The sequence below is a fragment of the Streptomyces olivochromogenes genome (assembly GCF_021538895.1).
GTDB lineage: Bacteria > Actinomycetota > Actinomycetes > Streptomycetales > Streptomycetaceae > Streptomyces > Streptomyces olivochromogenes_A.
Genome location: NZ_JADDRL010000040.1, coordinates 54,899 through 79,579 on the forward strand (window position 1 = coordinate 54,899; position 24,681 = coordinate 79,579).

Here is a 24,681-nt window from a genome sequence, read left to right on the forward strand (position 1 = left end):
GCCTTCACGGCCCAGCCCGAGGGGGAGAATCCCATGCAGAGTCTTAAGCGCCCTGGTCGTACCGTGCCCAAGCGGATGCAGCCGGTCGTCGAGCCCGAGCCGGAGGGCGTCGAACCCGACGCCTACGAGGCCGAGGAGCTCGACGCCTACGACACTTTCGAGATGTACCGGGTGATCTGCCCGGACTGCGCGCAGCCCATCGCCCTGCTGGCGGACGAGGAGGTCCTGCCGGAGCACGCGCTGTGCGTCTCGCCGTGGAACCCGTTCGGACTCACCGCGTGCGCGGGCACGGGCCGTGCCGCCGCCGACGCCCGTCCGGCGGACGAGTCCTTCCGGCCGCAGGAGCAGGACACCGCCCTTCTGCTGACGCTCCCCCAGGGTCTGAACTGGCGGACGCAGCCCTTCTCGCACGTCGGCGGCGCGGGCTCGCGCCCGATGCGCGTACCGACGATGCGCCGCGAAGCGGCCTGAGCCCCGCGGGCTCGACTCGCCGGGTCCTGTCCGGCCTCGCTCAATCCCAGTAGCTGCCCTGCACCATGGCCCGCAGGCTGCCGTGGTGCAGGATCAGCATGTCCGGGTCCGCGGGGACGGCCACCTCACCGAAGTGCGCCTGGCGGTAGGCGACGCGCAGCATGACGATCGCGTGCCGCAGTGCGGCGTACAGGGTGTAGAAGTCCATGTCCCGCGGGGTGTGGCCGGTCAGGCGCGCGTAGCGGGCCTCGACGCGGTCGCGGCGCAGGAGGCCGGGCAGTCCGCGCTGGCCGAAGGCGACCGTCAGGTCGTGGAAGAAGCGGTGCAGGTAGACGGTCCAGCCGAGGTCCACCTCACGCGGGGCCGGGGCCGCCATCTCCCAGTCGAGGACGGCCACGGGGTCGAACCCGTCGTAGACGATGTTCCCGATGCGCGCGTCGCCCCAGTTGAGGACCGGTGCACCCGGCTCACGCGGCCACAGTTCCTCCAGCCGGTCGAACGCGGCCTCGATGAGCGGTGAGCGAGCCAGGCCGTCGATCACCCAGGTGTAGTAGGCGCGTTGGGACTCGACGTGGCGGCGCAGTGCGTCTCCGTCTCCGGGCAGGGACAGGAACTCGGCCTCCTCGGGCGGCACTTGGTCGTGCAGCCGCGCCAGGATCCCGACCGTGCCCGCCTCCAGTCGCTCGCGCTCCGCGTCGGTGGCCGCGTGCAGCCAACTGCCCTCGTACGTATAGGGCATGACATCCGGCGGCACGCGCCCGTCCACCCGCTGCATGACGAAGAACGGCGCGCCGAGCGGTTCGGGGTCCTCCTCCAGCCAGAGCACCTTCGGCACCGGGACGTCCGTACGGTCCGCCACCAGACGCAGGGTGCGGTACTGCCGGGCCATGTCGTAGACCGGGAAGACGGTGTACGCCGCCGGGTCCGCCGCGAGCCTCAACGCACAGGCGCGCACCAGGGGTTCGGGGTGCTCGATGTGGAAGAGGAGGGTCTCGCTGGACATGCCGTTGGAGGCCGGGGCGGTGACCCCGACGGCCTTGGCGCCGGGCAGCCGGGTGCCGAGCCAGGCGGTGAGGCGGCGGGTGAGGTCCTCGGGGTCGCGGGTGGTGGTACGGGGTCGGGGTGCCGTGGCCATCTCCGCCTCCCTCAGGGTGCGACCGAGTCGAAGCCGGTGAATCCGCTCGGGTCGTGCCGGCCGAACGAGCCGTGCTCGAAGATGCCGTGGCCGATCTGCCCGTCGAGCCGGAAGCGGGCCGCGTGGTCGGTGACCCCGTAGGCGGCCAGGGGGTGAGGGGACGTCAGGTCGTAGGTACGGCGGTCGGTCCACTCCTTGCCGTGCCAGGTCCCGTGCTGCCAATCGTCGGCGGGCGGGTAGCCGGCGCCGACCGCGAGCGGGGACGAGGTCAGGATCTCGGCCTCCAGCTCCAAGGGCTTGCGCGGGTCGCCCAGGTGGACGACGGCGCGTTCGGGGTGGCGGGTGCCCGGACGATAGGTGATCTCCGTCTGGGGCCAGCCGAGTTGGCGGTCACGCCGGCCCGGGACGACCAGGGTCGCGTCGCTCAGGGTGCGGTAGCCGTCGGCGTCCTCCTGGGTGATGACCATCAGGAAGCGGTCGGCGAAGCGGACCGGGCACCAGATCCAGTGGAAGCCCTCGGGCCGGTGCTCCTCGGCGAGGCGTCCGCCCTCCTCCCCCGGGACGGGCCGCACGCCCCAGCTGCGGTCGCGGGTGCCGGTCCAGCCCTCGGCCGTGACCCGGAACTCCTCGTCCCCGGCGCGGATCAGCCCCCGCGCCCGGCCCGCCTGCACGAAGCGGCGCCCCTCCAGGGTCAGCCGGTCGCCCCGGCGCTGGAGGTGATGGGGCTCCCACAGGGCCGGGAAGTCCGCGGTCCAGGTGAGGTCGTACGACAGCAGGTCGTCGTCGCACACGAGGCGCAGTCGCCGCAGCGGCTCCACGACCTCGATCCGCAGCGGCCCGACGACGAGCCGCGTCCGGTCGTCGCCGAGCGCGTCCGAGGCGCGTACGGCGTGCAGGGTGTCGCCGGTGCGCAGGGTCGCGTAGGCGTCGATCACCCCGAGGTTGGGGTAGACGCCGAGCCCGAGGATGAGCAGGGCACGTCCCTCGTGGTCGAGGAAGTGGAAGATGCAGCGGTCGTAGGCGTTGCGGTCCCCGGTGGCCACATGCTTCATGGACAGCGGGACCTGGTGCACGGGGTACTCGTCGAGCGGTACGGGGCGGTCGTCGGCCACGGCACACCTCCCTGACGGCAGTTCGGCTGACGGTACGTCAGACGACCTGCGGAGGCCAGACCCGGGACGGTACGTCCGCGAACGCACGGCCGATTCCCGGGACCGGTGACCTGTCCACCATGGCGGGCGTTGCCCTGGCATGGCCCCTAGACAAACGGCAACCGGGCGTCGGTACCGCGTCTTCGTCCCCCGGTCGGCAGAATCGGTTCCGCCGCCACCGCAGCCGCAGGACCCGCCGATCTACCGCGATCTCCTGCGCACCTGGGAGGACGGGGGCCGCACCCTGCCGGGCCGCCACGACCCGGAGTGGGTCAGGCTGGCGGCCCCGACGGTGCTCCCGGGCCACTTCAGCGAGCCTGCGGACCGCTGAGCGTGCGCCCCGGCGCGGGTCAGCGGGTCTCGGGGCCCGCGAGGTGGCGGGCGATGACCATCCGCTGGATCTGGTTGGTGCCCTCGACGATCTGCAGGACCTTGGCCTCGCGCATGTAGCGCTCGACGGGGAAGTCCGCGGTGTAGCCGTACCCGCCGAGTATCTGCACGGCGTCGGTCGTCACCTTCATCGCCGTGTCGGTGCAGTGCAGCTTGGCCATGGCCGCCTGCTTGGCGAACGGCCGGCCCGCGTCCCGCAGCCGTGCCGCCGCCAGGTACAGCGCCCGGCCCGCCTCGATCTGGGTGGCCATGTCGGCGAGCATGAACCTGACGCCCTGGAAGTCGGAGATCGAGCGCCCGAACTGGCGCCGCCCGCCGGCATAGGAGATCGCCTCGTCCAGCGCCGCCTGGGCCAGGCCTATCGCACAGGCCGCGATGCCGAGCCGCCCGGAGTCGAGCGCGGACAGGGCGATGGCGAAGCCCTGGCCCTCCTCGCCCATGCGCCGCTCGTCACCGACGCGTACGCCGTCCAGGTGAACCTGGGCCGTGGGCGAGCCCTTCATGCCCATCTTCTTCTCCGGCGCCGCGCCGCTGAGCCCCTCGGCGTCACCGGGCACCAGGAACGCGGTGATCCCGCGCGGCCCGTCCTCGCCCGTGCGGGCCATGACGGTGTAGAAGTCGGCGATGCCGCCGTGCGTGATCCAGGCCTTGGTACCGGTGATGACCCAGTCTCCCCCACGCTCGGCTCCGCTCGCGCGGGAGGGGCCCCCATCGTCCCGCACCGCCTTGGTGCGCAGGGAGGCGGCGTCCGAACCGGAGGACGGCTCGGACAGGCAGTACGCGCCGAGCAGACCGCCGCCGAGCATCGCCGGCAGGTGCTCGACCTGCTGCTGCTTGGTGCCGTAGGCGGCGAGCGCGTAGGAGGCGAGGGTGTGGACGCTGACGCCGAGGCCGACGGTGAGGCGGGCCATGGCGAGCTCTTCGAGGACCTGGAGGTAGACCTCGTACGGCTGGTCGCCGCCGCCGTACTCGGAGTCGTACGGCAGACCGAGCAGTCCTGATTCCGAGAGCAGGGTGAAGACCTCGCGCGGGAAGCGTCCGGCGTCCTCCTCCTCGGCCGCCCGCGGGGCGATCTCGCGCTGCGCGATCTCACGGACGAGCGCGATCAGGTCCCTGGCCTCGTCCGTGGGCAGATGACGCTCCACGGAGTGCGGGGCGCGGTCGGACATGGCGACGGTCTCCTCCCTGTTGGGGCACATCGGCGGACGTGCGCCGTGGGTGGGGCGGCGCCGCCTGGTCTTCGTAAGTCCGGCCGATGCACGCGCTCCCGGGTCTCGGGAGCGGCTGACCAGCGGCTTGCGCTGTGAGTATGCCCGATCAGCGACCTCCCGTCACCAGTTAACGACCGCTCACTCCCAGAATTCCACCCCTATTTCCACCCTCCCGAGATTGGTCCGAACCATTGACCAAGTGGTCTAGTCCTCCTACTCTTTCGGACCAACGCTTGACCGCGTTCATGCCAATCGGCGCACGCTCCCCTCTCCCCCACGAGGAGACACCCGATGCACACTGCCCACCGCCCGCGCGCCCGGTTCCGGGCGCTCGTCTCTGCAGCCTGTTGCGCCGTCCTCGGCGCCGGGCTGCTGGCCGGAGCGGGCACGGCCACCGCCACCGCGACACCCGCCGCCGCACCCGCGGCCGCGCCCGCCGCCAAGGCGGCCGCCGGCTCGAAGGTCGTCGGCTATTTCACGGAATGGGGCACCTACGACCGCAAGTACTTCGTGAAGAACGTCGAGACCTCCGGTTCGGCGGCCAGGCTCACCCACATCAATTACGCCTTCGGCAACGTGACCGGCGGCAAGTGCGCGATGGGCGACTCCTACGCGGCGACCGACCGGGCCTACACCGCCGCCGAGTCCGTCGACGGGGTCGCCGACACCTGGGACCAGCCGCTGCGCGGCAACTTCAACCAGCTCCTGAAGCTGAAGAAGAAGCACCCGGGCCTGAAGATCCTGTGGTCGTTCGGCGGCTGGACCTGGTCCAGCGGCTTCGGCGAGGCCGCGCGGAACCCGGCCGCCTTCGCCCAGTCCTGCTACGACCTGGTGAAGAACTCCAAGTGGGCGGGTGTCTTCGACGGCATCGACATCGACTGGGAGTACCCCAACGCCTGCGGCAACACCTGCGACACCAGCGGCCGCGCGGCCTTCAGGAACCTGATCGCGGCACTGCGGGCGAAGTTCGGCGGCGGCGCGCTGGTCACCGCGGCGATCACGGCCGACGCCACCAGCGGCGGCAAGATCGACGCGGCGGACTACGCGGGGGCCGCGCAGTACGTCAACTGGTACAACCCGATGACGTACGACTACTTCGGCGCCTGGGACGCGGCGGGCCCGACCGCCCCTCACTCGCCGCTGAACTCCTACTCCGGCATCCCGAAAGCCGGCTTCCACACCTCCGCGACCGTCGCGAAGCTGAAGGGCCTCGGCATACCGGCCTCGAAGCTGCTGCTCGGCATCGGCTTCTACGGACGCGGCTGGACCGGCGTCACCCAGGCGGCTCCCGGCGGCACGGCGACGGGCCCGGCCGCGGGAACGTACGAGCAGGGCATCGACGACTACAAGGTGCTCAAGGCCAAGTGCCCGGCGACCGGCACGGTGGGCGGCACGGCCTACGCCAAGTGCGGGAACAACTGGTGGAGTTACGACACCCCCGCGACGATCGCGACGAAGACGACGTACAAGAACCAGCAGGGTCTGGGCGGCACGTTCTTCTGGGAGCTGAGCGGGGACACCGCGAACGGTGAGCTGATCAAGGCGATCAGGTAGGGACGTCCCGGCAGGCCCGGACACGGGCGCCGGTGACTCGGGGGGCGGGGGCGGCGGCCTCCGCCCCCTGTGTGTCAGGCGTCGCGGCGGGCCGGCTGCGGGGCCGGGTAGGCCGGGTCCAGCTCCTCGATGGCGCGCAGCACTCCACCGAGCGCCTTCACCAGGAGTTCGCGCATGGTCTCGCGGGACAGTTCGGAGTGGTCGATCCAGTCCAGGGTGGCGCCCTCGACGCTGCACACCCAGGAGAGCAGGCCCATGCGGGCCAGCGGCGCGATGTCGCTGCGGCCGTAGGCACCCTCGGCGATGGTCGCGACGATCGCCTCGCGTACGCCGTCCCGGATGGCGTGCACCTCGGCGTCGAAGCCGACGCCGCCGCTGACGATGGTGCGATAGGCGGCCTGGTGGTGCTCGGCGAAGCGCAGGTAGCTGTCGACGGTGCGGTGGACACGGTCCACGGCGGGCAGTTCGAGGCCGCTCGCGGCGAAGGTGACCAGGTCGGTGACGGAGTCCTGGATGATCGCCAGGTAGTAGCCGCGCTTGGACTGGAAGTAGTAGTAGATCAGCCCCTTGGCGACCTGCGCCTGCCGGGCGATGTCGTCCATGGAGAGCGCGTCGTAGGACGTGTCGGCGAACAACTTCCGCCCGATGGCGATGAGTTCGGCGCGACGCGCCACGGAGCGCTCGGTACCGCGCGCCCGGGGGCGGGCGACGGCGGGCTGTTGACTAATATTCAATTTCGACCCTGGTCTCAACGGGCGGCCGGACACCCGCAGTATGTCAGGTCGGTAATGCGTCAGGTCACAGCAGTCCGAGCCGGGTGACGAGCATGGCGATCACCATGACCAGGACCCATCCCATGGCGTGCTCGAAGATCTTCGGACCGTCGTCCTTGGGGCCGCCGGTGCGGGCGCGGGTGGCGGTGGCCGAGTGTGCCGTCATGCTGTCTCACTGAGGTCGGACGTTACGGGGCGAAATGCCCCATCGATCCCTCCACCTTGCCACCCGCGACGCCCTTTGCGGCAGAGACGTTGGTCACAGGGTCAGCGCACGCCCACTGCCGCGAGCGCCTTGCGCTGGCGCGGGCTCGGATGCGCCGGGAAGTAGAGGTAGCAGACGCCGCCCGTGCCGGAGACCACCTTGCCGCTGGCGTTGTAGCGCTTGGTCCGCAGCCAGATGTTCTCCCACTCCCGCCGCAGATAGACGCGCCGCACCGCCTCGTCGCTCGGCGAGGCCGGGTCGTTGGCGATCACGTCGCCGTCCGCGGTGAAGCCGACCACCGTCATCAGATGGCCGGAGGTGCCGTAACCGGCGCCGGTCAGCTCGGTCTTGAGGAAGGACTGGGACGTTATGGCCGGGATCCCGGCCGCGATCAGCGTCTCCAGGTCGGTGAGCGAGCCCAGTCGTGTTATCACGCCCTGCATGCCGTGGAAGGTGGCCGCGTAGGCGGCGTTGAACGGCCAGTTCCCGCAGCCCGCGTACTGGTAGTCGTAGGTGTACCGGGCGGCGTGGCACACCTGCGGGTCGGCGAAGGACGGATCGACCCAGGCGAGCTGCTCCGGGGTGAGCCGGCCGCCCCAGTACTCGATGATCATCTGTGAGGAGGTGGGGCTGCACCAGGCCTCGCCGCCGTTGTCGTACTGCGGGTACTGGCCCTTGTGGATCTCCTGCGAGTAGCGCGGGACGCTCAGCTCCTGGGCGAGGCCGGGGGTGGAGGCCGCGACGGTGAAGCGGTCGGGGATGTCGGAGCCCATGGCGCCGAGCCGCCAGACCGTGGGGGTGATCCTGGTGCCGGGCCTGCGGTAGAGGGTGAGCCGCAGCCGGTACGACACCAGGCGCAGCCCCGTGGCCGCGTCGTCGATGGCGAAGGTGTCCGTCCAGATGGTGCTCCTGCCGTCGCTCTGGTCGTCCACCGAAGTCCGCTTGATGTCCTGGTCGCCGGCCGCCCAGCGGCCCATCACGTACCAGGGAGTCTCCGTGCCGTCGGAGTACGTGCCGTTCAGCTCGACCTGGATCCAGGTGCCGGCCGGGGTGTGCGCGTTCCAGGAGGCGATCACCTCGGTGGCGGGGACGGTGAGCCGGTGGACCGGGGAGGTCCAGGTGGCGTACTCCCAGGGGGCGGTGGTGCCGGTGTGCGGGTCGGTGTAGTCGGTGGTGCCGGCCGGGGCGGCGATCACCACGCCGGGGCGGGCGCCCGAGACGGCCCGCACGCCCTGGGCGCCACCGCAGCGCCAGTCCGCGTACGTGGTCCAGGTGCGGTTGTCGACCAGGCGCGCGGTGCCCAAGTCGCGGGCGCCGCGATCGGGCGGGGCCGCGGTCGCGGCGGCGGCCGGGGCCGTGCCCGAGGCCACCGCGGCGGCGACGGCCGCGGCCAGGACGGTTCTGCGGGACGGCTGTTCGGCTCTGCTCATGGGTGGAAGACCCCCAGGTGTCCGAGTGGTCCAATGCAGGTGTGCGCCAACTATGGACGCAAGCGGCATGCCCCTGCCAGCACTTCGACCCATGCCACGCCACGAATATTGGTCTTGTCCTCTGGTACCGCCCGGGAGGCGCGCCGCGGGCCCCCGCCGTACCCCTGGAGGGCAGGACGGGGGCCCGCGGCGAGTGGGTCAGATGAGGTCCATCGCGGCGACCTCGTCCGGGCGGCCGTAGCTGACCGGCCCCTGGAAGCGCCGGCGGGCGGTGGCGAACCACCACACCGTGGCCACGGCCAGGACGGCGGCCAGGGCGATCGGCGCGTAGTTGAAGGAGTCGACGGTGATCGGCGAGGCCTGCGGCAGCATGAACAGGATGCTGCTGAGCAGGATCCAGGTCACCGCCAGCCAGCCGATCGGCTTGCTCCAGCGGCCCAGCTGCCAGGGCCCGGGCTGGAACTCGTCGCCCAGCCGCAGCCGCAGGAAGATCGGCACGGCGTAGGCCAGGAAGAGCCCGACGACGTTGACGCTGACGATGGCGGTGAACGCGGTGTGCGACCACCAGCCCGGCACCACGAGGGCCAGCGAGCAGGCCACGGCCAGCCACACGGCCTTGACGGGCGTGCGGGTGCGCGGCGAGACCGAGTGCCACAGACGAGAGCCGGGCATGGCGCCGTCCCGGGAGAAGGCGAAGATCTGGCGGGTGTTGCTGGTGAGGTTGGCCAGGCCACAGAAGAGCATGGCGCCGATGACGATCAGCAGCAGCGCCTTGGCCCAGCCCATGCCGAGCCCGTCGATGAGAATCTGGACGGGCGGTGCGGAGGAGCCCGCGACCTTGTCGTAGTCGCTAATGCTGTAGACCAGTGCCAGCATCAGGATCAGGCCGGTGATCGCCGAATAGCCGATCGCCCGGGTGATCCCCTTGGGCGCGTTGAGCGTCGCCCGCACCGTTTCCTCGGACATGTGGAAGCTGCCGTCGAAGCCGGTGAAGGTCCAGCTCGTCACCAGCAGGCCGAGCATGCCGCCGTAAAGCCCGTTCGTGAAGCCGGTGTTGTTCACGAAATGCGTCGCGAAGGACGCCGACTGATGGTGGTCGGGCATGACGATGAGTGCGGTCACGATCACCACGAGTCCGATCAGCAGCCACCACACGGATATCCGGTTCAGCAGGGCGACGAGCTGGACGGTGTAGGTGTTGGCGAGCCCCTGCAGCACGATGATCAAGGCCGTGATCAGGACCGTCTGGTGGACGGTCGGCTCGTACGAGGTCCACTGCAGGGCGACGAAGGCCTGGATGAAGGTGGCGGCCGCGTATCCGGTCGCGGCGGTGCCGCCGATCTGGCCGACGAAGTTCAGCCAGCCCGTGTACCAGGACCAGGCGCCCTTGTGGCGTTTGGCGAGTTTACCTGCGGAGAAATACAGCGCCCCGCTCGTCGGATAGGCCGACGCGACCTCCGCCATGGCTGCGCCGATGAACAGCACCATGACGGAAACGCCGATCCAGCCGAACACGAGAATGCGGGGACCGCCCGCGTTCATACCGAAACCGAAGGACGAGAAAATACCCGAGAGGATATTGATGATGGTGAAGGAGATCGCGAAATTGTCGAACGCCTGGAATCGGCGGGTGAGTTTCCGCGGATACCCCATCGCGTGCAGGGTCGCATCGTCGTCGAGCACGATCGGGTCTTCTCCCCCGCGGGTCCGGGCCCGTGGAGTCGATGTCCGTTCTGACACAGATCGACCTTTCTCTACAGTAGGGGACGAGCAGGGTCAGGCGGTCCCGGGCACGGGCAGACCGCAGGCACGCCGGGCCCGGGAGAGCTGCTCCGCGGGGTCGCCGAAGACGCTCCAGGGCATGCGCGAGGCGTACGGCCCCATCGCCGTGAAGACCGCCCGGGCCTCGAACTCGCGCTGGGCCATGACCAGCGCGTGCGCGAGGTAAGCCAGGTCGAGCACCGGGGTGAAGCGGGAACCGGCCGCCACGGGCAGCCAGTTGTGGTAGATCGCCAGGGCGGTGGAACGCCACTGGGGCTGCTCCCAGACGCGGTCGGCGAGCAGCTGCGTCGGGTTGTAGCTCTCCACGAGGGCGACCAGCGGGAGCAGCCGGAGCGGGGAGTCGCCCGGCGCCCGCTGGCTGAGGAAGGCGGCCACGTCCCAGGCGGCGTTGACCGAGCCGCCGTGGCGCGTGAAGAAGAACGACAGGAAGCGGTGGTGGGCCTCGCGGTGCCAGGGGTCGAGGTTCAGGATGTGCGCGAACAGCCGCCAGGGGCCGGGCGGGGAGGTGAGCAGTCCGTTGGGGGCGGGGTCGCGCAGCCGGTGCAGCCGGGCCATGGCCAGCTTGGCGGCCCAGGGCGTGGGATCGGCCGGGGCCATGGTGGCGGCCCGGTCGCAGGCGGCCAGCGCTATGCGTTCCAGGGCCTCGGCCCGCTCGTCGCGGGCGTCGGCGGCCCGTACGGCGCGGGCGACGGCCACCCGCGCCCACATCAGCGCGGCCTCGGGGGTCGGCTCCTCGGCCAGCCAGCGTTCGACGAGGTCGGTACCGGCCGCCTCGGAGGCCAGGACCAGGGAGCGATGGGCGCGCAGGCCGAAGTCGTCGCGCGTCTCGGCCAGGGCTTCGCGGGCGCTCAGATAACGCCCGGCGCGCACGTCGACGCATACGCTCGCGAGGACACGGTCGTCGGCCGCCGGATGCCACACATAGTGCCCCTCGAATAACTCCGCGGCCATCTTCCCCTGTCCGTCCCCGTTACGACGTATCGCAGTTGCGCACGAGGCACCTTACTCAGCACGGGCCACACCTGGAACGCCGAATTCGACATATCGGTCAGCCGTTTCGGAACATTAATGAGACGATTGGCGAACGACTCGCGAGTAGTTCAAGGTGATACGTTTCTATCGGCGAGCGGAGCCCGCCGCTCCGTCCGCTATGGGCCGCTACTAGAATGTTTCCGGAAAATAGCCCCCACCCGGCCCACACCGCACCACACCTCAGGAATCACCATTCGCGACCTCGCCTCCCTGCTGAGCGGGCTCCCGCCCTCCCTGGGCCCGGTCCGGCTGATCGGTGTCGACGGGCACGCCGGGTCCGGCAAGTCCACCTTCGCCGCGCGGCTCGCCTCCGCCCTGGGCGGGGCGCCGGTGCTGCGCCTCGACGACATCGCCAGCCACGACGAACTCTTCGAGTGGACCGGCCGGCTGCTCGGCCAGGTGATCGAGCCGCTCGGCCGCGGCGAGCCCGCCGCGTACCCGCCCTACGACTGGAGCGCCCGGCGCTTCGGCCCGCCCCGGCCGCTGGAGCCCGCGCCGGTGATCCTCGTTGAGGGCGTCGGCGCCGGCCGCCGCGCACTGCGCCCCTACCTGGCGCGGCTGCTGTGGATGGAGCTGGGGCACGAGGAGTCCTGGACGCGCGGGCGGCTGCGGGACGGGGTGGAACAGCGGGACTTCTGGGCCGGATGGGTCGAGGCGGAACGCCGGCACTTCGCCGCGGACCCCTCGCGGCCCTACGCCGACCTTCTGGTACGGCAGTCACCGCAGGGGTACGAGGTGCTGCCGGGGCCCGCCGATACTGCTGGACCGGACCATCCGGTCACCCACCGTGACGGACCGTCCGCGGTGTGCTGAACTTGTGAAGACCCTTGTGAGGGAACTTGTTCGAGTGCTCCAACTCGGCTTGACCGGGGGGCCGTACAGGACTTACGTTCTGAATGTGCGGCCATTCGGAGCCGCCCATGAACGCGAAGCCCCCGGTTGTTCCCCCGTGATCGGGGGCTTCGTTCTGCCCAGGGTCCGTTTTCCGGACGCCGCGTGCGCCGATTCGCTCACCCTCGGTCACCGGACCGTCTGCGCCCCGTCTGCCCCCACCACGTCAAACGGCATGTGCGCCACCCTTCGGCGGGCGCCCGGCCCGCAGGTACGATGCCCTCGGTGCGACCTTCGGACGGCTGCTTCGCGCACCTTCAACTCCGGTCCGCGGCACAGCGGTTCGACCAAGGCAGCTGTCGGGCGACTGCCCGGTGGTGAACCAACGGGGGCACGGTTTGTGGGGGACGTGATGGACTTCGGCACGCAGGGCCCCGATGCCCCGGCCGACCTCGCCTGGGTGCGAGGCGTGGACGCCTACACGATGGGCGCCTATCCACAGGCGGAGGAGGAGTTCCGGGCCGCGGTACGGATGGATCCCGGGATGGCCGACGCCTGGCTCGGGCTGCACGCGCTGCGCGTCGACACGACGACCGCGCTGCTCAGGATGTTCCGGCACCGGGACCGCTTCGGGGAGCAGCGCGCCCGGCACCGGCGCCCGCTGAACTCCTGGTACTGGCTGGGCTGGTGGGTGCAGCCGGTGCTGGAGAGCCCGCGCGACCTGCTGCTCGCGCACGCCTCGCACTGGCTGGACGGCCGGCACGTCCCGGAGCTGGACCGGGCGCTCGCCGGTCTGCCGCCCGTGGACACCGACCCGCAGGTCCGCTTTCTGCACGCCTGCCGGGCCTACCTGGTCAAGGACTGGGAGCAGCTCGTCCGGCACACCGACCCGCTGCTCGACGACGCCCTGCTCGGCATCGAGGCGGGCCTGTTCGGCGGCATGGCCCGGGTCCGGCTGGAGATGTACGGGCAGGCCGAGCCCCTGCTGGCGGCGGCCCTGATGCGCTGCCGCAGCGAGCAGCCGCAGCGCAAGGAGCTGCGGTACTGGCTGGCCCGGGCGCACGAGGGCACGGGCCGGTCGGCGGCCGCCCTCCCGCTCTACCGGGCCGTGCACCGCGTCGACCCCGCCTTCATGGACACCTCGGCCCGGCTCGCCGCCATCGCCGAGGGCGACGGGTACGACGACGCGGCCGACTTCGTGGCGATCACGCTCACCGGCGCCGGCCAGGACGTCGTGGACGGGCCCGACGGATTCGACCCGCTGTTCGGCACCGAGGGCCGTGACCTGCGGTTCCCCGAGGCGGATCTGCCGCCCGCCGGTCCGCTCGCGTCCGTGGCCGACCCGGCGGTGCGGGAGAAGACCGGCCTGCCGGGGCAGCCGCTGCCCTCCGGCCCCACCGACCCGGTCCTACTTGAGGAGGCGCTCGCGGAACTGGAGCGCATGGTCGGTCTGGAGCCCGTCAAACGCCAGGTCAAGGCGCTCTCCGCGCAGTTGAACATGGCCCGGCTGCGGGCCGGGCAGGGGCTGCCCGTGCAGCCGCCGAAGCGCCACTTCGTCTTCTCCGGCCCCTCCGGCACCGGCAAGACCACCGTCGCCCGCATCCTCGGCCGCGTCTTCTACGCCCTCGGCCTGCTCGGCGGCGACCACCTCGTGGAGGCCCAGCGGGCCGACCTGGTCGGCGAGTACCTGGGCCAGACCGCCGTGAAGGCCAACGAACTGATCGACTCGGCGATCGGCGGGGTGCTGTTCGTGGACGAGGCGTACTCGCTGTCCAACTCGGGGTACGGCAAGGGCGACGCCTACGGCGACGAGGCCCTTCAGGTGCTGCTCAAGCGGGCCGAGGACAACCGGGACCACCTGGTGGTGATCCTGGCCGGCTACCCCGAGGGCATGGACCGGCTGCTGGCCGCCAACCCCGGGCTGTCGTCCCGCTTCACGACCCGCGTCGACTTCCCCTCGTACCGCCCCCTCGAACTCACTTCCATCGGCGAGGTGCTCGCCGCGGAGAACGGTGACGTGTGGGACGAGGAGGCCTTGGACGAGCTGCGGTCCATCGCCGGGCACGTCGTCGACCAGGGATGGATCGACGAGCTGGGCAACGGGCGGTTCCTGCGGACGCTGTACGAGAAGAGCTGCGCGTACCGGGATCTGCGGCTGTCGGCCTACCCCGGGGCGCTGTCCCGGGACGATCTGGCCACGCTGCGGCTGCCGGACCTGATGCAGGCCTACGGAGAGGTGCTGTCGGGGCGGGGGCCGCAGGATCCGTCGGCCATGTGACCGACGGACCCCGCGCCCCGCGGGCGGTTCAGCCCGCCAGCACGCCTTCCGGCTCTCCGCTGACCCGGGGCTCGGTGACCTTCGTCCCCGGGATGTGCCGGTGCGCCGGGTCCCGTACCTCGCCGACCAGCAGCTCCAGTACGTCCTCCAGCGCGACCAGGCCGAGCACCTTCCCGGACGCGTCGGCGACCTGGGCCAGGTGTGTCGCGGCGCGGCGCATCACGGTGAGCGCGTCGTCCAGCGGCAGCTCGGCCCGCAGGGTCGTCATGGGCCGCCAGATGTGCTGCGGCACGGCCCGCTCGGACTCCTCCAGGTCCAGTACGTCCTTCACGTGCAGGTAGCCCATGAAGGCGCCGTTCTCCGCGGCGACCGGGAAGCGGGAGTAGCCGGTGCGGGCGGTGAGCCCGACGATCCGGCCCGGCGTGACCGACGGCGGCACCGTCACCAGTGACTCGCGCGGCAGCAGCACGTCCGTCACCGGGCGCGAGCCCAGCTCCAGCGCGTCCTCCAGGCGCTCCCGTTCCTCGGGGTCGAGGAGGCCCGCCTGGCCGGAGTCCTCCAGCAGGCGGTTGAGCTGCTCGCTGGTGACGACGGCCTCGACCTCGTCCTTGGGCTCGACGCGGAAGAGCCGCAGGATGCCCTGGGCGACGGCGCCGAGCGCCACCGTGATGGGCCGGCACACACGCGCGAACGCGACCAGGCCGGGGCTGAGCCACAGCGCGGCCTTCTCCGGCGCCGCCATCGCGAGGTTCTTCGGGACCATCTCGCCGATGACGAGGTGGAAGAAGACCACGGCGGCGAGGGCGATGACGTACCCGAGCGGGTGAATCATGCCGTGCGGCAGGTGGATCCACTCGAACACGGGCTCCAGCAGGTGCGCCACCGTCGGTTCGGCGACCGCGCCCAGGGTCAGCGAGCAGACGGTGATGCCGAACTGGGCGGCGGCCATCATCTGCGGCAGCCGCTCCAGGCCGTACAGGACCTGGCGGGCCCGGGCGGTGCCGAGCGGTTCGATCTGGCTGCGGCGGACCGACACGAGCGCGAACTCGGCGCCGACGAAGAAGCCGTTGGCGAGCACGAGCAGTCCGGCGAAGATCAGTTGGAGGACGCTCATCGGACGGCCTCCATCGCCGGGGCCACGGGGGCGGTGCGGACCAGGCGGACCCGCTCCGCGCGGTAGTGGCCGACCTGGCGGACGGAGAGCCGCCAGCCGGGCAGTTCGGCCCGGTCACCGGGGGCCGGGATGCGGCCGAGCAGGTCGGCGACCAGGCCGGCGACGGTCTCGTACGGGCCCTCGGGCACGTCGAGGCCTATGCGCTGCAGGATGTCGACACGGCAGCTGCCGTCCACGTCCCAGGCGGGGCGGCCGTCCTCCGGCGGGGCGGCGGCGAGTTCGGGCATGTCCAGCCCGTCGTGCTCGTCGCGGACCTCGCCGACGAGTTCCTCGACGATGTCCTCCAGGGTGACCACACCCGCCGTGCCGCCGTACTCGTCGACGACGACCGCGATGGGCTGCTCACTGCGCAGCCGCGCGAGGAGCGGCTGCACCGGCAGCGTCTCGGGGACCAGCAGCGCCTTGCGGGCGATACGGCCGACCGGGGTACGCAGCCGGTCGCGCGGGGGGATCGCCAGGGCGTCCTTGAGATGGACCATGCCGACGATCTCGTCGATCTTCTCGCGGTAGACCGGGAACCGGGACAGGCCGGTGGCGCGGGTGAGGTTGACCACGTCCTCGGCGGTGGCCGAATCCTGGAGCGCGCTGACCTTCACACGCGGGGTCATGACGTGCTGCGCGGTCAGCTCGCCGAGCGACAGCGTGCGCACGAACAGGTCCGCGGTGTCCTGTTCCAGGGCGCCCGCCCGGGCGGAGTGCCGCGCCAGGGAGACGAGTTCGCCGGGGGTGCGGGCGGAGGCCAGCTCCTCGGCGGGCTCGACCCCGAGCATGCGCACGAGCCGGTTGGCGACCGTGTTGAGCGCCGAGATCACCGGGCGCAGCAGCCGGGAGAAGTGGTACTGCGGGCCGGCGACGAAGCGCGCGACCTGCAAGGGCTTGGACACCGCCCAGTTCTTGGGCACGAGTTCGCCGATCACCATCTGGATCGCGGAGGCCAGCAGCATGCCGACGACCACGGCGACACCGGAGACGGCGCCCTCGGGGATGCCGATCGCGGCGAACGGGCCGTGCAGCAGCGCGGCGAGCGCGGGCTCGGCGAGCATGCCGACGACGAGGGAGGTGATGGTGATGCCGAGCTGGGTGCCGGAGAGCTGGAAGGACAGCTCCTTCAGCGCCTCGACGACCGTACGGGCCCGTCGGTCGCCCTCGGCGGCGGCCTTCTCGGCCTCGGGGCGCTCGACCGTCACCAGGCCGAACTCGGCGGCGACGAAGAAGCCGTTGGCGAGGATCAGCAGGAACGCGGCTCCGAGGAGCAGCAGGGGGGTGGTCATGATGCCGCCGCCTCCGCGCAATGTCGGTAGGGGGCGGCGCAGGTACTACAGGACGATCCGTCCATCGCCGGAGGGGGTCACTCCTCGGGTAGCAGGAGCCCCTGTGCACCGGGCGGAGCGGCAGGGGCGGAGGCGCAACGAAAACGCCTCCGCCAACAGATTAATCAAGACACGGCCCGGTGCGGCAGGGCGGATGTCCCCGAGTCAGCCCTGATCTTGCTTCGGACGTGCCGCCGCGCGGGCCTCGGTGAGCGCCCGCAGCGTGCGCGCGTCCTGTATGGCACGCCGCTTGGCGACGCCCGGCTGGATGCCGAGCGCGGGCAGGCTGGTGCCGTCGCTGAGGTCGAGGAACACCCACGGATCGCCCGGACGGAGGTTCACCTGGAGGATCTCCGCCCAGTCAAGACGCCGTTTGCCGGCGATGTTGACGACGGTGACGCCGGATTCGTCGGCGACGACCTTCACCCGGGCGAGCAGGGCCAGCACCCAGAAGATGAGGGCGCCGGTGATGATGAAGCTGAGCCGCTCCCCCGGACCCAGTTGGTCCAGCAGCATCGCTACGCCGGATATGACCACGAAGATCGCCACCCCGGCTGTGAGAAGGATCGCACGGGTGCGTCCCGGCCGGAAGGTGACGGGGAGGTCGGGAAGGGGCGTCGGTTCCTCGGACATGGGTGTGCGGCTTCCTCGCCGTCAGAGGCGGCAGGCGTGGATGGCGGTCGTCAGGATGGCCCGCGCGCCGATGGCGTACAGGTCGTCCATGATCCGCTGGGCGTCCTTGGCGGGGACCATGGCGCGGACGGCGACCCAGCCCTCGTTGTGCAGCGGCGAGATGGTCGGGCCTTCGAGGCCCGGGGTGATGGCGACGGCCGCCTCCAGGTGCTCGGCGCGGCAGTCGTAGTCCATCATCACGTAGGTCCGGGCCACCAGGACGCCCTGCAGGCGGCGCAGGAACTGCTGGACCTTGGGCTCGGCGGACTCCTCGACGCCCGCGCCGGTGCGCCGGATGACGACGGCCTCGGACTTCATGATCGGCTCGCCGAAGACCTCCAGGCCCGCGTTGCGCAGCGAGGTACCGGTCTCGACGACGTCCGCGATGACCTCGGCGACACCGAGCTCGATGGCGGTCTCGACGGCGCCGTCGAGGTGGACGACGGAGGCGTCGATGCCGTTGTCGGCGAGGTGCTTGGCGACGATGCCCTCGTAGGAGGTGGCGACCGTCCTGCCGTTCAGGTCCTCGACGCCGCCCGCGGCGCCGGGCTTGGTGGCGTAGCGGAAGGTGGAGCGGGCGAAGCCGAGCGGGAGGATCTCCTCGGCGCTCGCCCCGGAGTCGATGAGCAGGTCGCGTCCGGTGATGCCGATGTCGAGGCGGCCGGAGGAGACGTAGATCGCGATGTCGCGGGGGCGGAGGTAGAAGAACTCCACCTCGTTGGCCGGGTCGACGATCCGCAGTTCCTTGGACTCCCGGCGCTGCCGGTAGCCGGCCTCATGCAGCATCTCCGCCGCAGGGCCTGACAGGGAACCCTTGTTGGGGACGGCGATGCGCAGCATGAGATCGGCTTCCTTTGCGTGAGAAGGGGGTTGGGAACGGCGAGGGCTTACAGGTGGGCGTAGACGTCGTCCAGGGAGATCCCGCGGGCGACCATCATCACCTGGACGTGGTACAGCAGCTGCGAGATCTCCTCGGCGGCCGCCTCCTTGCCCTCGTACTCGGCGGCCATCCAGACCTCGGCGGCCTCTTCGACGACCTTCTTGCCGATGGCATGGACGCCCTTCCCGACCAGCTCTGCGGTGCGGGAGGTGGCGGGATCGCCGTGGGCGGCCTTCTGCTGGAGCTCGGTGAAGAGCTCCTCGAACGTCTTCTTGGACATGATGTCCTCACCCTACGCGCTGGGGGCGGTGCCTCAGTGCCAGGGTTCAGATACTGAGCGGAGCGTGCACGCGGTCGCCACCGCCGCCGTCACCGCCTCGTGCCCCTTGTCCTCGTTCGAGCCCTCAAGACCGGCCCGGTCCAGGGCCTGCTCCTCGGTGTCACAGGTGAGCACGCCGAAGCCGACCGGGACGCCGGTCTCGATGGAGACCTGGGTGAGGCCCTGGGTGACGCCCTGGCACACGTAGTCGAAGTGGGGGGTGCCGCCGCGGATGACGACGCCGAGGGCGACGACCGCGTCGTAGCCGCGGCCCGCGAGGACCTTGGCGGCGACCGGCAGCTCGAAGCTGCCCGGGACGCGGATCAGCGTGGGCTCGTCGATCCCCAGCTCGTGCAGGGCGCGCAGGGCGCCGTCGACCAGACCGTCCATCACCTTGTCGTGCCACTGTGCCGCGATGACGGCGACCCTGAGGTCGCTCGCGTTGCGTACGGACAGTTCCGGTGCACCCTTGCCGCTCACGTCTCTCCTTGTGTGCTGTGTTACTGGTTGCCGCAGGTGGCCGCGGACGCGGCGGAGGCCGCCACGCCCGAGGTGTCCAGCCAGGGCAGGTCGTGGCCCATCCGGTCCCGCTTGGTGCGCAGGTAGCGGAGGTTGTGCTCGCCCGCCTGTACGGGCATCGGTTCCCGGCCGGTGACCTTGAGCCCGTGGCGCAGCAGGGCGTCGGTCTTGTCGGGGTTGTTGGTCATCAGGCGCACGCTGCGGACCCCGAGGTCCTGCAGGATCCGCGCGCCGGCGCCGTAGTCGCGGGCGTCGGCGGGCAGGCCGAGTTCGAGGTTGGCGTCGAGGGTGTCATGGCCCTGTTCCTGCAGCTCGTAGGCGCGCAGCTTGGACAGCAGTCCGATGCCGCGGCCCTCGTGCCCGCGCAGGTAGACCACCACGCCCCGGCCCTCGGCCTGGATGCGCTCCAGCGAGGCGTCCAACTGGGGGCCGCAGTCGCAGCGCGCGGAGCCGAAGACGTCGCCGGTGAGGCATTCGGAGTGGACGCGGACGAGGACGTCCTCGCCGTCGCCGATCTCGCCGTGCACCAGGGCGACGTGCTCGACGCCGTCGGCGCTGGCGCGGTAGCCGTACGCCGTGAAGTCGCCGTGCCGGGTGGGGAGGTTGACCTCGGCCTCGCGGCGGACGGTGGGCTCGGACGAACGGCGGTAGGCGATCAGGTCCTCGATGGAGATGATCGTCAGGCCGTGCTTGCGGGCGAACGGGACCAGTTCGGGCAGGCGCAGCATGCGGCCGTCCTCGCCGGCGATCTCGACGATCGCGCCGGCCGGGCGCAGGCCCGCAAGGCGGGCGAGGTCGACGGCGGCCTCGGTGTGGCCGTCGCGGACCAGGACGCCGCCGGACCGGGCGCGCAGCGGGAAGATGTGGCCGGGGCGGACGAAGTCGGTGTGCTCGGCCGCGCCGCTCGCCAGCAGTTGGAGCGTGGTCGCGCGGTCGGCGGCGGAGATGCCGGTGGTCACGCCGTGGGCGGCGGACGCGTCCACGGAGATGGTGAACGCTGTCTTCATGGACTCGGTGTTGTCCTCGACCATCTGCGGCAGCCGCAGCCGTTCCAGCTCCGGTCCCTCCATGGGGGCGCAGATCAGGCCGCGGCACTCGCTCATCATGAAGGCGACGATCTCGGGGGTCGCCTTCTCGGCGGCGATGACGAGGTCGCCCTCGTTCTCCCTGTCCTCGTCGTCGACGACCACGACCGGCCGCCCGGCGGCGATGTCGGCGATGGCCTGCTCGACGGGGTCGAGCGTGAGGTCCTCGATGGTGTCCGTGCTGTACAGCAGGGGGGCCGCGGTCATGCCGGCGCTCCTTCCAGGACGGGCCGCGCGTCCCTGCGGGAGCGCAGCCACCAGTCGCGCATGCCCCACAGGACGAGTGCGCCGTAGATGACGTAGACGAAGCCCGAGAAGGCGTAGCCGTTGGCGAAGTTGAGCGGCACGCCGACCAGGTCGACGAGCAGCCAGGCGAACCAGAACTCGACCATGCCGCGCGCCTGTGCGTACATGGCGACGATCGTGCCGACGAAGATGTAGGCGTCCGGCCAAGGATCCCAGGACAGGTTCGGGTATGCCTTGAAGAGCAGGGCAACCGCGACCGTGCCGACGGCGGCGCCGGCGAGCATCGCCGCGCGCTCGCGCCAGGTGGCGAACCGGACGCTGATGTGTCCGTCCTCCCCCTGGTCCTTGCCGCGGCTCCACCGCCACCAGCCGTAGCCGGCGACCGCCATCACGACGACCTGCTTGCCCGCGCTGCCGGTCAGGTGGTTCACGAAGGCGGCGAAGAGGACGAGGCCGGACAGGAACTGCACCGGCCAGCTCCACAGGGAGCGCCGCCAGCCGAGGGCGAGGGCGATCAGGCCGAGGATGTTGCCGATCATGTCCGACCACTTGATGTGCTGGCCGAACAGGACGAAGGCCTCGGAGTTGAGCCAGTTCACCGGCCGGCCCCCTGACCGGACGCGAGCAGCCGCTCGACGTACTTGGCGATGATGTCGACCTCCAGGTTGACCGGGTCGCCGGGCTGCTTGAGGCCGAGCGTGGTCAGGGCGAGGGTGGTCGGGATGAGGCTCACGGTGAAGTAGTCCGGGCCGGCCTCGACGACGGTGAGGCTGATGCCGTCGACGGTGATCGAGCCCTTCTCGACGACGTAGCGGGCGAGGTCCGCGGGCAGCGAGACCTTCACGATCTCCCAGTTCTCGGAGGGCGTGCGGGCCAGGACCGCGCCGGTGCCGTCCACGTGGCCCTGCACGATGTGCCCGCCCAGACGCGCGCCCACGGCGGTGGGGCGCTCCAGGTTGACGCGGGAGCCCACGGTGAGGACGCCCAGGCTGGAGCGGTCGAGGGTCTCGGCCATCACGTCGGCGGTGAACTCGTCACCCTCGTGCTCGACGACGGTGAGACAGACCCCGTTCACGGCGATGGAGTCGCCGTGCTGCGCGCCCTCGGTCACGACGGGGCCTCGCAGTCGGAAGCGGGAGGCGTCGCCGAGATTCTCGACGGCGGTGACCTCACCCAGCTCTTCGACGATTCCGGTGAACACTTCCCGGGTCCTCCTGCCTCATGGGGCACGGACTCCGGGGCCTGTCGATGACGACAGCAGGTACGGGCGAGAACACCGGGAACGACGCCGGACGGACTCGTCCGTTCGGACGAGTCCAGAGACGGCGGCGCGCACGCATGCCCGCCCGCCGCGCACTGCCTCCCATCCGGACTTTAACCGTCGGTCCAGGAATTTCACCTGGTCAACCGGCCGCTGGAAGCGACCGGGTCGCGGACTGTAACCGCCGGTTCGGACTTTCACCGACCCCGGAGTGCGCTGCTTCTGGTACAGAGCCAGTCTGCCACGCCCGATCGCGGTCCATACAGGTGAACCATGTGTGGTGCCTCACAGGGCACTTCACTGGACTTCTCCGGGCTGCTGACGCGCCATCGGCACCATCAGTGGGGCCCTCCGCGACCATTGACCTGAATGGTCTAGTCCATTTAGGGTTCGGGCGGGCCCGGTGGCGGTGACGACGGCCCTTGCCCGCCGCCGGGTCTCCCGGCCGTCCGGCAGGCGGCCTTCCGGCAGGTCTCTGGCAGGGTGGGCGCCATGACGACGCCGATCGCCGACGAGTTCGAGAGCCACCGCCCGCGGATGTTCGGCCTGGCCTACCGGATGCTGGGCTCCGCGGAGGAGGCCGAGGACACGGTCCAGGACGCGTTCCTGCGCTTCGCGGGCGCCGACCGGGCGGGCATCGAGCACCCGGCCGCCTGGCTCGCCAGGACGGTCACCAACCTCTGCCTCACCCGGCTGACCTCGGCCCGCGCCCGCCGCGAGCGGTACGTCGGGGCCTGGCTGCCGGAACCGGTGCTCACCTCGGACGGCACGCTCGGGCCCCTGGAGTCGGCGGAGCAGCGGGACGCGGTGTCGATGGCGCTGCTGGTCCTGCTGGAGCGGCTGACCCCGACCGAGCGCGCGGTGTACGTGCTGCGGGAGGCGTTCGGGTACGGGCACCGCGAGATCGCGGACGTGCTGGACCTGGGCGAGGCCAACTGCCGCCAGCTGTACCGCAGGGCCGCGCTGCGGGTGGCCGAGCCGCAGAGCCGCTTCGAACCCGCTCCCGAGCGTCGGCGGGAGCTCGTCACCTCGTTCCTGACGGCGGCCCGGGACGGTGATCTCGCCGGCCTGGAGAAGGTGCTCGCGGCCGACGCGACCTGGTGGAGCGACGGCGGCGGCAAGGTCTCGGCGGCCCGCCGGCCGATCGAGGGCCGGGACAAGATCGTCCGCTTCCTGGCCGGCCTGGCCCGGCGCGCCGAGGGGGGCTTCGCCCTGGCGACGGCCGAGGTCAACGGCGCGAGCGCGCTGGTCGCGTGGGCCGGGGACGTCCTGGTCGCGGTGGTCTCCTTCGAGCTGCGGGACGGGCTGATCGCCGAGGCGCGGGCCGTGACGAACCCGGACAAGCTGCGCTTCGTACGACGTCAGCTGGGCCGCCCCTGAGAAATGTGCCGCGCGGTTGTCACATCCGCCGGCGCTGTTCGGTCCCAGCTGACGTAGGGCGCTCCGTCCCGGGGCGCCCCGGCGTCCGAAGGGACTGAAGAGCATGACCACGATCCTGGTGACCGGCGGGACCGGAACGCTCGGGCGGCTCGTCACAGAGCGGCTGCGCGCGGACGGCCACGAGGTGCGGGTGCTCAGCCGGCACAGCCGGCCGTACGCCGTCGATCTGCGGGAGGGCGGAGCCGGGCTCGACGAGGCCGTCGCGGGCGTGCGGACGGTCGTGCACTGCGCGAGCTCGCCGAAGGGCGGTGACGAACGGGCGGCGGAGAACCTGATCGCGGCGGCGCGCCGGGCCGGGGTGGAGCACCTCGTGTACATCTCGATCGTGGGCGTCGACCGGGTGCCGTTCGGCTACTACCGGTCCAAGCTCGCCGTGGAGAAGCTGGTGCAGGAGTCGGGCCTCGGGTGGACCGTGCTGCGGGCGACGCAGTTCCACGATCTGCTGGTGCAGTTGTTCGGGGCGCTGGCCAAGTCGCCGGTCCTGCTGCTGCCCGCCGGTGTGTCGGACCAGCCCGTAGAGGTGGCCGAAGTCGCCGACCGGCTGGCCGAGTTGGCGTCGGGCGCGCCGGCCGGGCGGGTCGCGGACATGGGCGGACCGGAGGTACGGACGTTCGAGTCGCTGGCCCACACGTACCTGAAGGCGACCGGCCGCCGCCGCGCGGTCCTGAACACACCGCTCTTCGGCGGGACGTACCGCGCCTTCCGCGAGGGCGGACACCTCGCACCGGAGCACGCGGTGGGCAAGGGGACCTTCGCGGAGTACCTGGAGCGCCGGTTCGGGGGCGGGGCCGATCGATGACGGGGCCGGTGTCGGGCCGGAGTTCGGGCCGCTCCCCCGTTCCGGGGGCTAGGGGGTGTCGTTTGGATCAGGCCGGCCGTGACGAACGGTGCGGATCGGCCGCCCCCGAGCGGGGTCATGGGGGTGCCCCCTGCTCGAGCGAAGCCGAGAGCTTGGGGGAGCGTGCAGCTGCAAGGCGGAGGAGGGAGTCGACGCGATGGGGGTCCCCCCTGTTCGAGCGCAGCCGAGAACTCGGGGGAGTCGGCGAGTGACGACAACACGGCTGGGGGTCCCCCCTGCTCGAAGAGCTTGGGGGAGTGCGTGCCAGACCCCGCGACGCCGGGATGATCCAAACGACACCCCCTAGCGCGCGGGCGGTGTGAACAGGTCGTCCTGGGCCCGTTCGCGGGCGGTCAGGAGGGCGCCGCGCAGGACGGCCGTGCCGCCCAGGGTGCTCGCGCGGACCTCGGTGAGCAGGGGGGACATCCGGCGGATGCGCTCCTCGACCCGGGCGGCGAGCACCGCGCCGCCCGCCTGCCCGGCCTCGCCGCCCAGGACCACACACCCCGGGTCCAGGACGGCGACGACGGACGCCACACCGACGGCGATGCGATCGGCCAGGGCGTCCAGGAAGCGGGCGGCGGCGCCCGAGCCCACGGCGACGGCCTCCCGGATGACCGCCGCAGCGGCCGGCGCGTCCACGGCCGACGGGTCCATGGTCGACACGTCCACAGCCGACGGGTCCACGGTCGGC

At 71.4% G+C, this 24,681-nt stretch carries 24 protein-coding genes and 1 riboswitch; of the genes, 6 read left to right on the forward strand and 18 right to left on the reverse strand.

All coding sequences use genetic code 11. The features are described 5' to 3' along the window. Positions 1-33 precede the first annotated feature (33 nt). Entirely contained in the window at positions 34-471 is a 438-nt protein-coding gene (locus IPZ69_RS21400) for a hypothetical protein (protein ID WP_235455817.1), read from the forward strand. Between the two features lie 40 nt (positions 472-511). On the opposite strand, the gene IPZ69_RS21405 is transcribed toward IPZ69_RS21400, so the two are convergent. The 3 genes from IPZ69_RS21405 to IPZ69_RS21420 form a co-directional block, all read right to left on the reverse strand. After that, positions 512-1,606 carry a phosphotransferase family protein gene (locus IPZ69_RS21405; protein ID WP_235455818.1) on the reverse strand — a complete coding sequence of 365 codons (1,095 nt, stop codon included), beginning with the start codon at positions 1,604-1,606 and terminating at the stop codon, positions 512-514. A gap of 11 nt (positions 1,607-1,617) precedes the next feature. Further along, entirely contained in the window at positions 1,618-2,718 is a 1,101-nt protein-coding gene (locus IPZ69_RS21410; protein WP_235455819.1) for a hypothetical protein, read from the reverse strand. 389 nt (positions 2,719-3,107) lie between these two features. Next, positions 3,108-4,316 carry an acyl-CoA dehydrogenase family protein gene (locus tag IPZ69_RS21420; protein ID WP_235455821.1) on the reverse strand — a complete coding sequence of 403 codons (1,209 nt, stop codon included), beginning with the start codon at positions 4,314-4,316 and terminating at the stop codon, positions 3,108-3,110. A gap of 333 nt (positions 4,317-4,649) precedes the next feature. Here IPZ69_RS21420 and IPZ69_RS21425 point away from each other — a divergent pair, with 333 nt between their 5' ends. Continuing rightward, positions 4,650-5,912, forward strand: a complete 1,263-nt coding sequence (locus IPZ69_RS21425) for a glycoside hydrolase family 18 protein (RefSeq protein ID WP_235455822.1) — start codon at positions 4,650-4,652, stop codon at positions 5,910-5,912. 74 nt (positions 5,913-5,986) lie between these two features. Here the strand turns inward: IPZ69_RS21425 and IPZ69_RS21430 are convergent, their stop codons facing one another. The 5 genes from IPZ69_RS21430 to IPZ69_RS21450 all read right to left on the reverse strand — a co-directional run bounded on the left by IPZ69_RS21430 (position 5,987) and on the right by IPZ69_RS21450 (position 11,053). Then, complete coding sequence (locus IPZ69_RS21430) at positions 5,987-6,646, reverse strand: TetR/AcrR family transcriptional regulator (RefSeq protein WP_235455824.1); 660 nt, start codon at positions 6,644-6,646, stop codon at positions 5,987-5,989. Between the two features lie 64 nt (positions 6,647-6,710). Beyond that, positions 6,711-6,851, reverse strand: coding sequence for an SCO1431 family membrane protein (locus tag IPZ69_RS21435; protein WP_235455826.1), 141 nt, complete (start codon positions 6,849-6,851; stop codon positions 6,711-6,713). Between the two features lie 101 nt (positions 6,852-6,952). Beyond that, positions 6,953-8,320: a peptidase C39 family protein gene (locus tag IPZ69_RS21440; protein WP_235455827.1), complete on the reverse strand. Its 1,368-nt coding sequence runs from the start codon at positions 8,318-8,320 to the stop codon at positions 6,953-6,955. A gap of 198 nt (positions 8,321-8,518) precedes the next feature. Continuing rightward, positions 8,519-10,060: an amino acid permease gene (locus IPZ69_RS21445; RefSeq protein ID WP_235455828.1), complete on the reverse strand. Its 1,542-nt coding sequence runs from the start codon at positions 10,058-10,060 to the stop codon at positions 8,519-8,521. A 36-nt stretch (positions 10,061-10,096) separates the two neighbouring features. Beyond that, positions 10,097-11,053 (reverse strand): hypothetical protein, encoded by a 957-nt coding sequence (locus tag IPZ69_RS21450; protein ID WP_235455829.1) that lies wholly within the window; start codon positions 11,051-11,053, stop codon positions 10,097-10,099. Between the two features lie 117 nt (positions 11,054-11,170). Here IPZ69_RS21450 and IPZ69_RS21455 point away from each other — a divergent pair, with 117 nt between their 5' ends. Both IPZ69_RS21455 and IPZ69_RS21460 read left to right on the forward strand, forming a co-directional pair. Beyond that, positions 11,171-11,947, forward strand: a complete 777-nt coding sequence (locus tag IPZ69_RS21455) for a uridine kinase family protein (protein WP_374293593.1) — start codon at positions 11,171-11,173, stop codon at positions 11,945-11,947. Positions 11,948-12,377: 430 nt separating this feature from the next. Further along, on the forward strand, positions 12,378-14,243 hold the full coding sequence (locus IPZ69_RS21460; RefSeq protein WP_235455830.1) for an AAA family ATPase: 1,866 nt from the start codon (positions 12,378-12,380) through the stop codon (positions 14,241-14,243). 28 nt (positions 14,244-14,271) lie between these two features. Here the strand turns inward: IPZ69_RS21460 and IPZ69_RS21465 are convergent, their stop codons facing one another. The 9 genes from IPZ69_RS21465 to IPZ69_RS21505 form a co-directional block, all read right to left on the reverse strand. Beyond that, entirely contained in the window at positions 14,272-15,357 is a 1,086-nt protein-coding gene (locus tag IPZ69_RS21465; RefSeq protein WP_235455831.1) for a hemolysin family protein, read from the reverse strand. Beyond that, positions 15,354-16,688, reverse strand: a complete 1,335-nt coding sequence (locus tag IPZ69_RS21470) for a hemolysin family protein (protein ID WP_235455832.1) — start codon at positions 16,686-16,688, stop codon at positions 15,354-15,356. Before IPZ69_RS21470 ends, IPZ69_RS21465 begins: the two co-directional genes overlap by 4 nt. 204 nt (positions 16,689-16,892) lie before the next feature. Further along, the gene (locus tag IPZ69_RS21475; RefSeq protein WP_235455833.1) at positions 16,893-17,360 is read right to left on the reverse strand and encodes a PH domain-containing protein; all 468 of its coding nucleotides are present in this window, start codon (positions 17,358-17,360) and stop codon (positions 16,893-16,895) included. Between the two features lie 21 nt (positions 17,361-17,381). Next, on the reverse strand, positions 17,382-18,239 hold the full coding sequence (gene hisG, locus IPZ69_RS21480; protein ID WP_235455834.1) for an ATP phosphoribosyltransferase: 858 nt from the start codon (positions 18,237-18,239) through the stop codon (positions 17,382-17,384). 47 nt (positions 18,240-18,286) lie between these two features. Beyond that, positions 18,287-18,559 (reverse strand): phosphoribosyl-ATP diphosphatase, encoded by a 273-nt coding sequence (locus tag IPZ69_RS21485; RefSeq protein WP_023552153.1) that lies wholly within the window; start codon positions 18,557-18,559, stop codon positions 18,287-18,289. Between the two features lie 33 nt (positions 18,560-18,592). After that, positions 18,593-19,078 carry a 6,7-dimethyl-8-ribityllumazine synthase gene (ribH, locus tag IPZ69_RS21490; protein WP_235455836.1) on the reverse strand — a complete coding sequence of 162 codons (486 nt, stop codon included), beginning with the start codon at positions 19,076-19,078 and terminating at the stop codon, positions 18,593-18,595. Positions 19,079-19,098: 20 nt separating this feature from the next. After that, entirely contained in the window at positions 19,099-20,409 is a 1,311-nt protein-coding gene (locus tag IPZ69_RS21495; RefSeq protein WP_235455838.1) for a bifunctional 3,4-dihydroxy-2-butanone-4-phosphate synthase/GTP cyclohydrolase II, read from the reverse strand. After that, the gene (pnuC, locus tag IPZ69_RS21500; RefSeq protein WP_235455840.1) at positions 20,406-21,047 is read right to left on the reverse strand and encodes a nicotinamide riboside transporter PnuC; all 642 of its coding nucleotides are present in this window, start codon (positions 21,045-21,047) and stop codon (positions 20,406-20,408) included. Before pnuC ends, IPZ69_RS21495 begins: the two co-directional genes overlap by 4 nt. Next, positions 21,044-21,649, reverse strand: a complete 606-nt coding sequence (locus tag IPZ69_RS21505; RefSeq protein WP_235455841.1) for a riboflavin synthase — start codon at positions 21,647-21,649, stop codon at positions 21,044-21,046. Before IPZ69_RS21505 ends, pnuC begins: the two co-directional genes overlap by 4 nt. Before the next feature lie 148 nt (positions 21,650-21,797). Further along, positions 21,798-21,928, reverse strand: a riboswitch (FMN riboswitch). Positions 21,929-22,201: 273 nt separating this feature from the next. Here IPZ69_RS21505 and IPZ69_RS21510 point away from each other — a divergent pair. After that, positions 22,202-23,089 (forward strand): RNA polymerase sigma-70 factor, encoded by an 888-nt coding sequence (locus IPZ69_RS21510; protein ID WP_235455843.1) that lies wholly within the window; start codon positions 22,202-22,204, stop codon positions 23,087-23,089. A 103-nt stretch (positions 23,090-23,192) separates the two neighbouring features. Next, a complete protein-coding gene (locus IPZ69_RS21515) occupies positions 23,193-23,948 on the forward strand; it encodes an SDR family oxidoreductase (RefSeq protein ID WP_235455845.1) in 756 nt (251 codons plus the stop codon). A gap of 342 nt (positions 23,949-24,290) precedes the next feature. On the opposite strand, the gene IPZ69_RS21520 is transcribed toward IPZ69_RS21515, so the two are convergent. Next, a partial coding sequence (locus IPZ69_RS21520; protein WP_235455847.1) for an ROK family protein occupies positions 24,291-24,681 on the reverse strand: 391 nt, incomplete at its 5' end.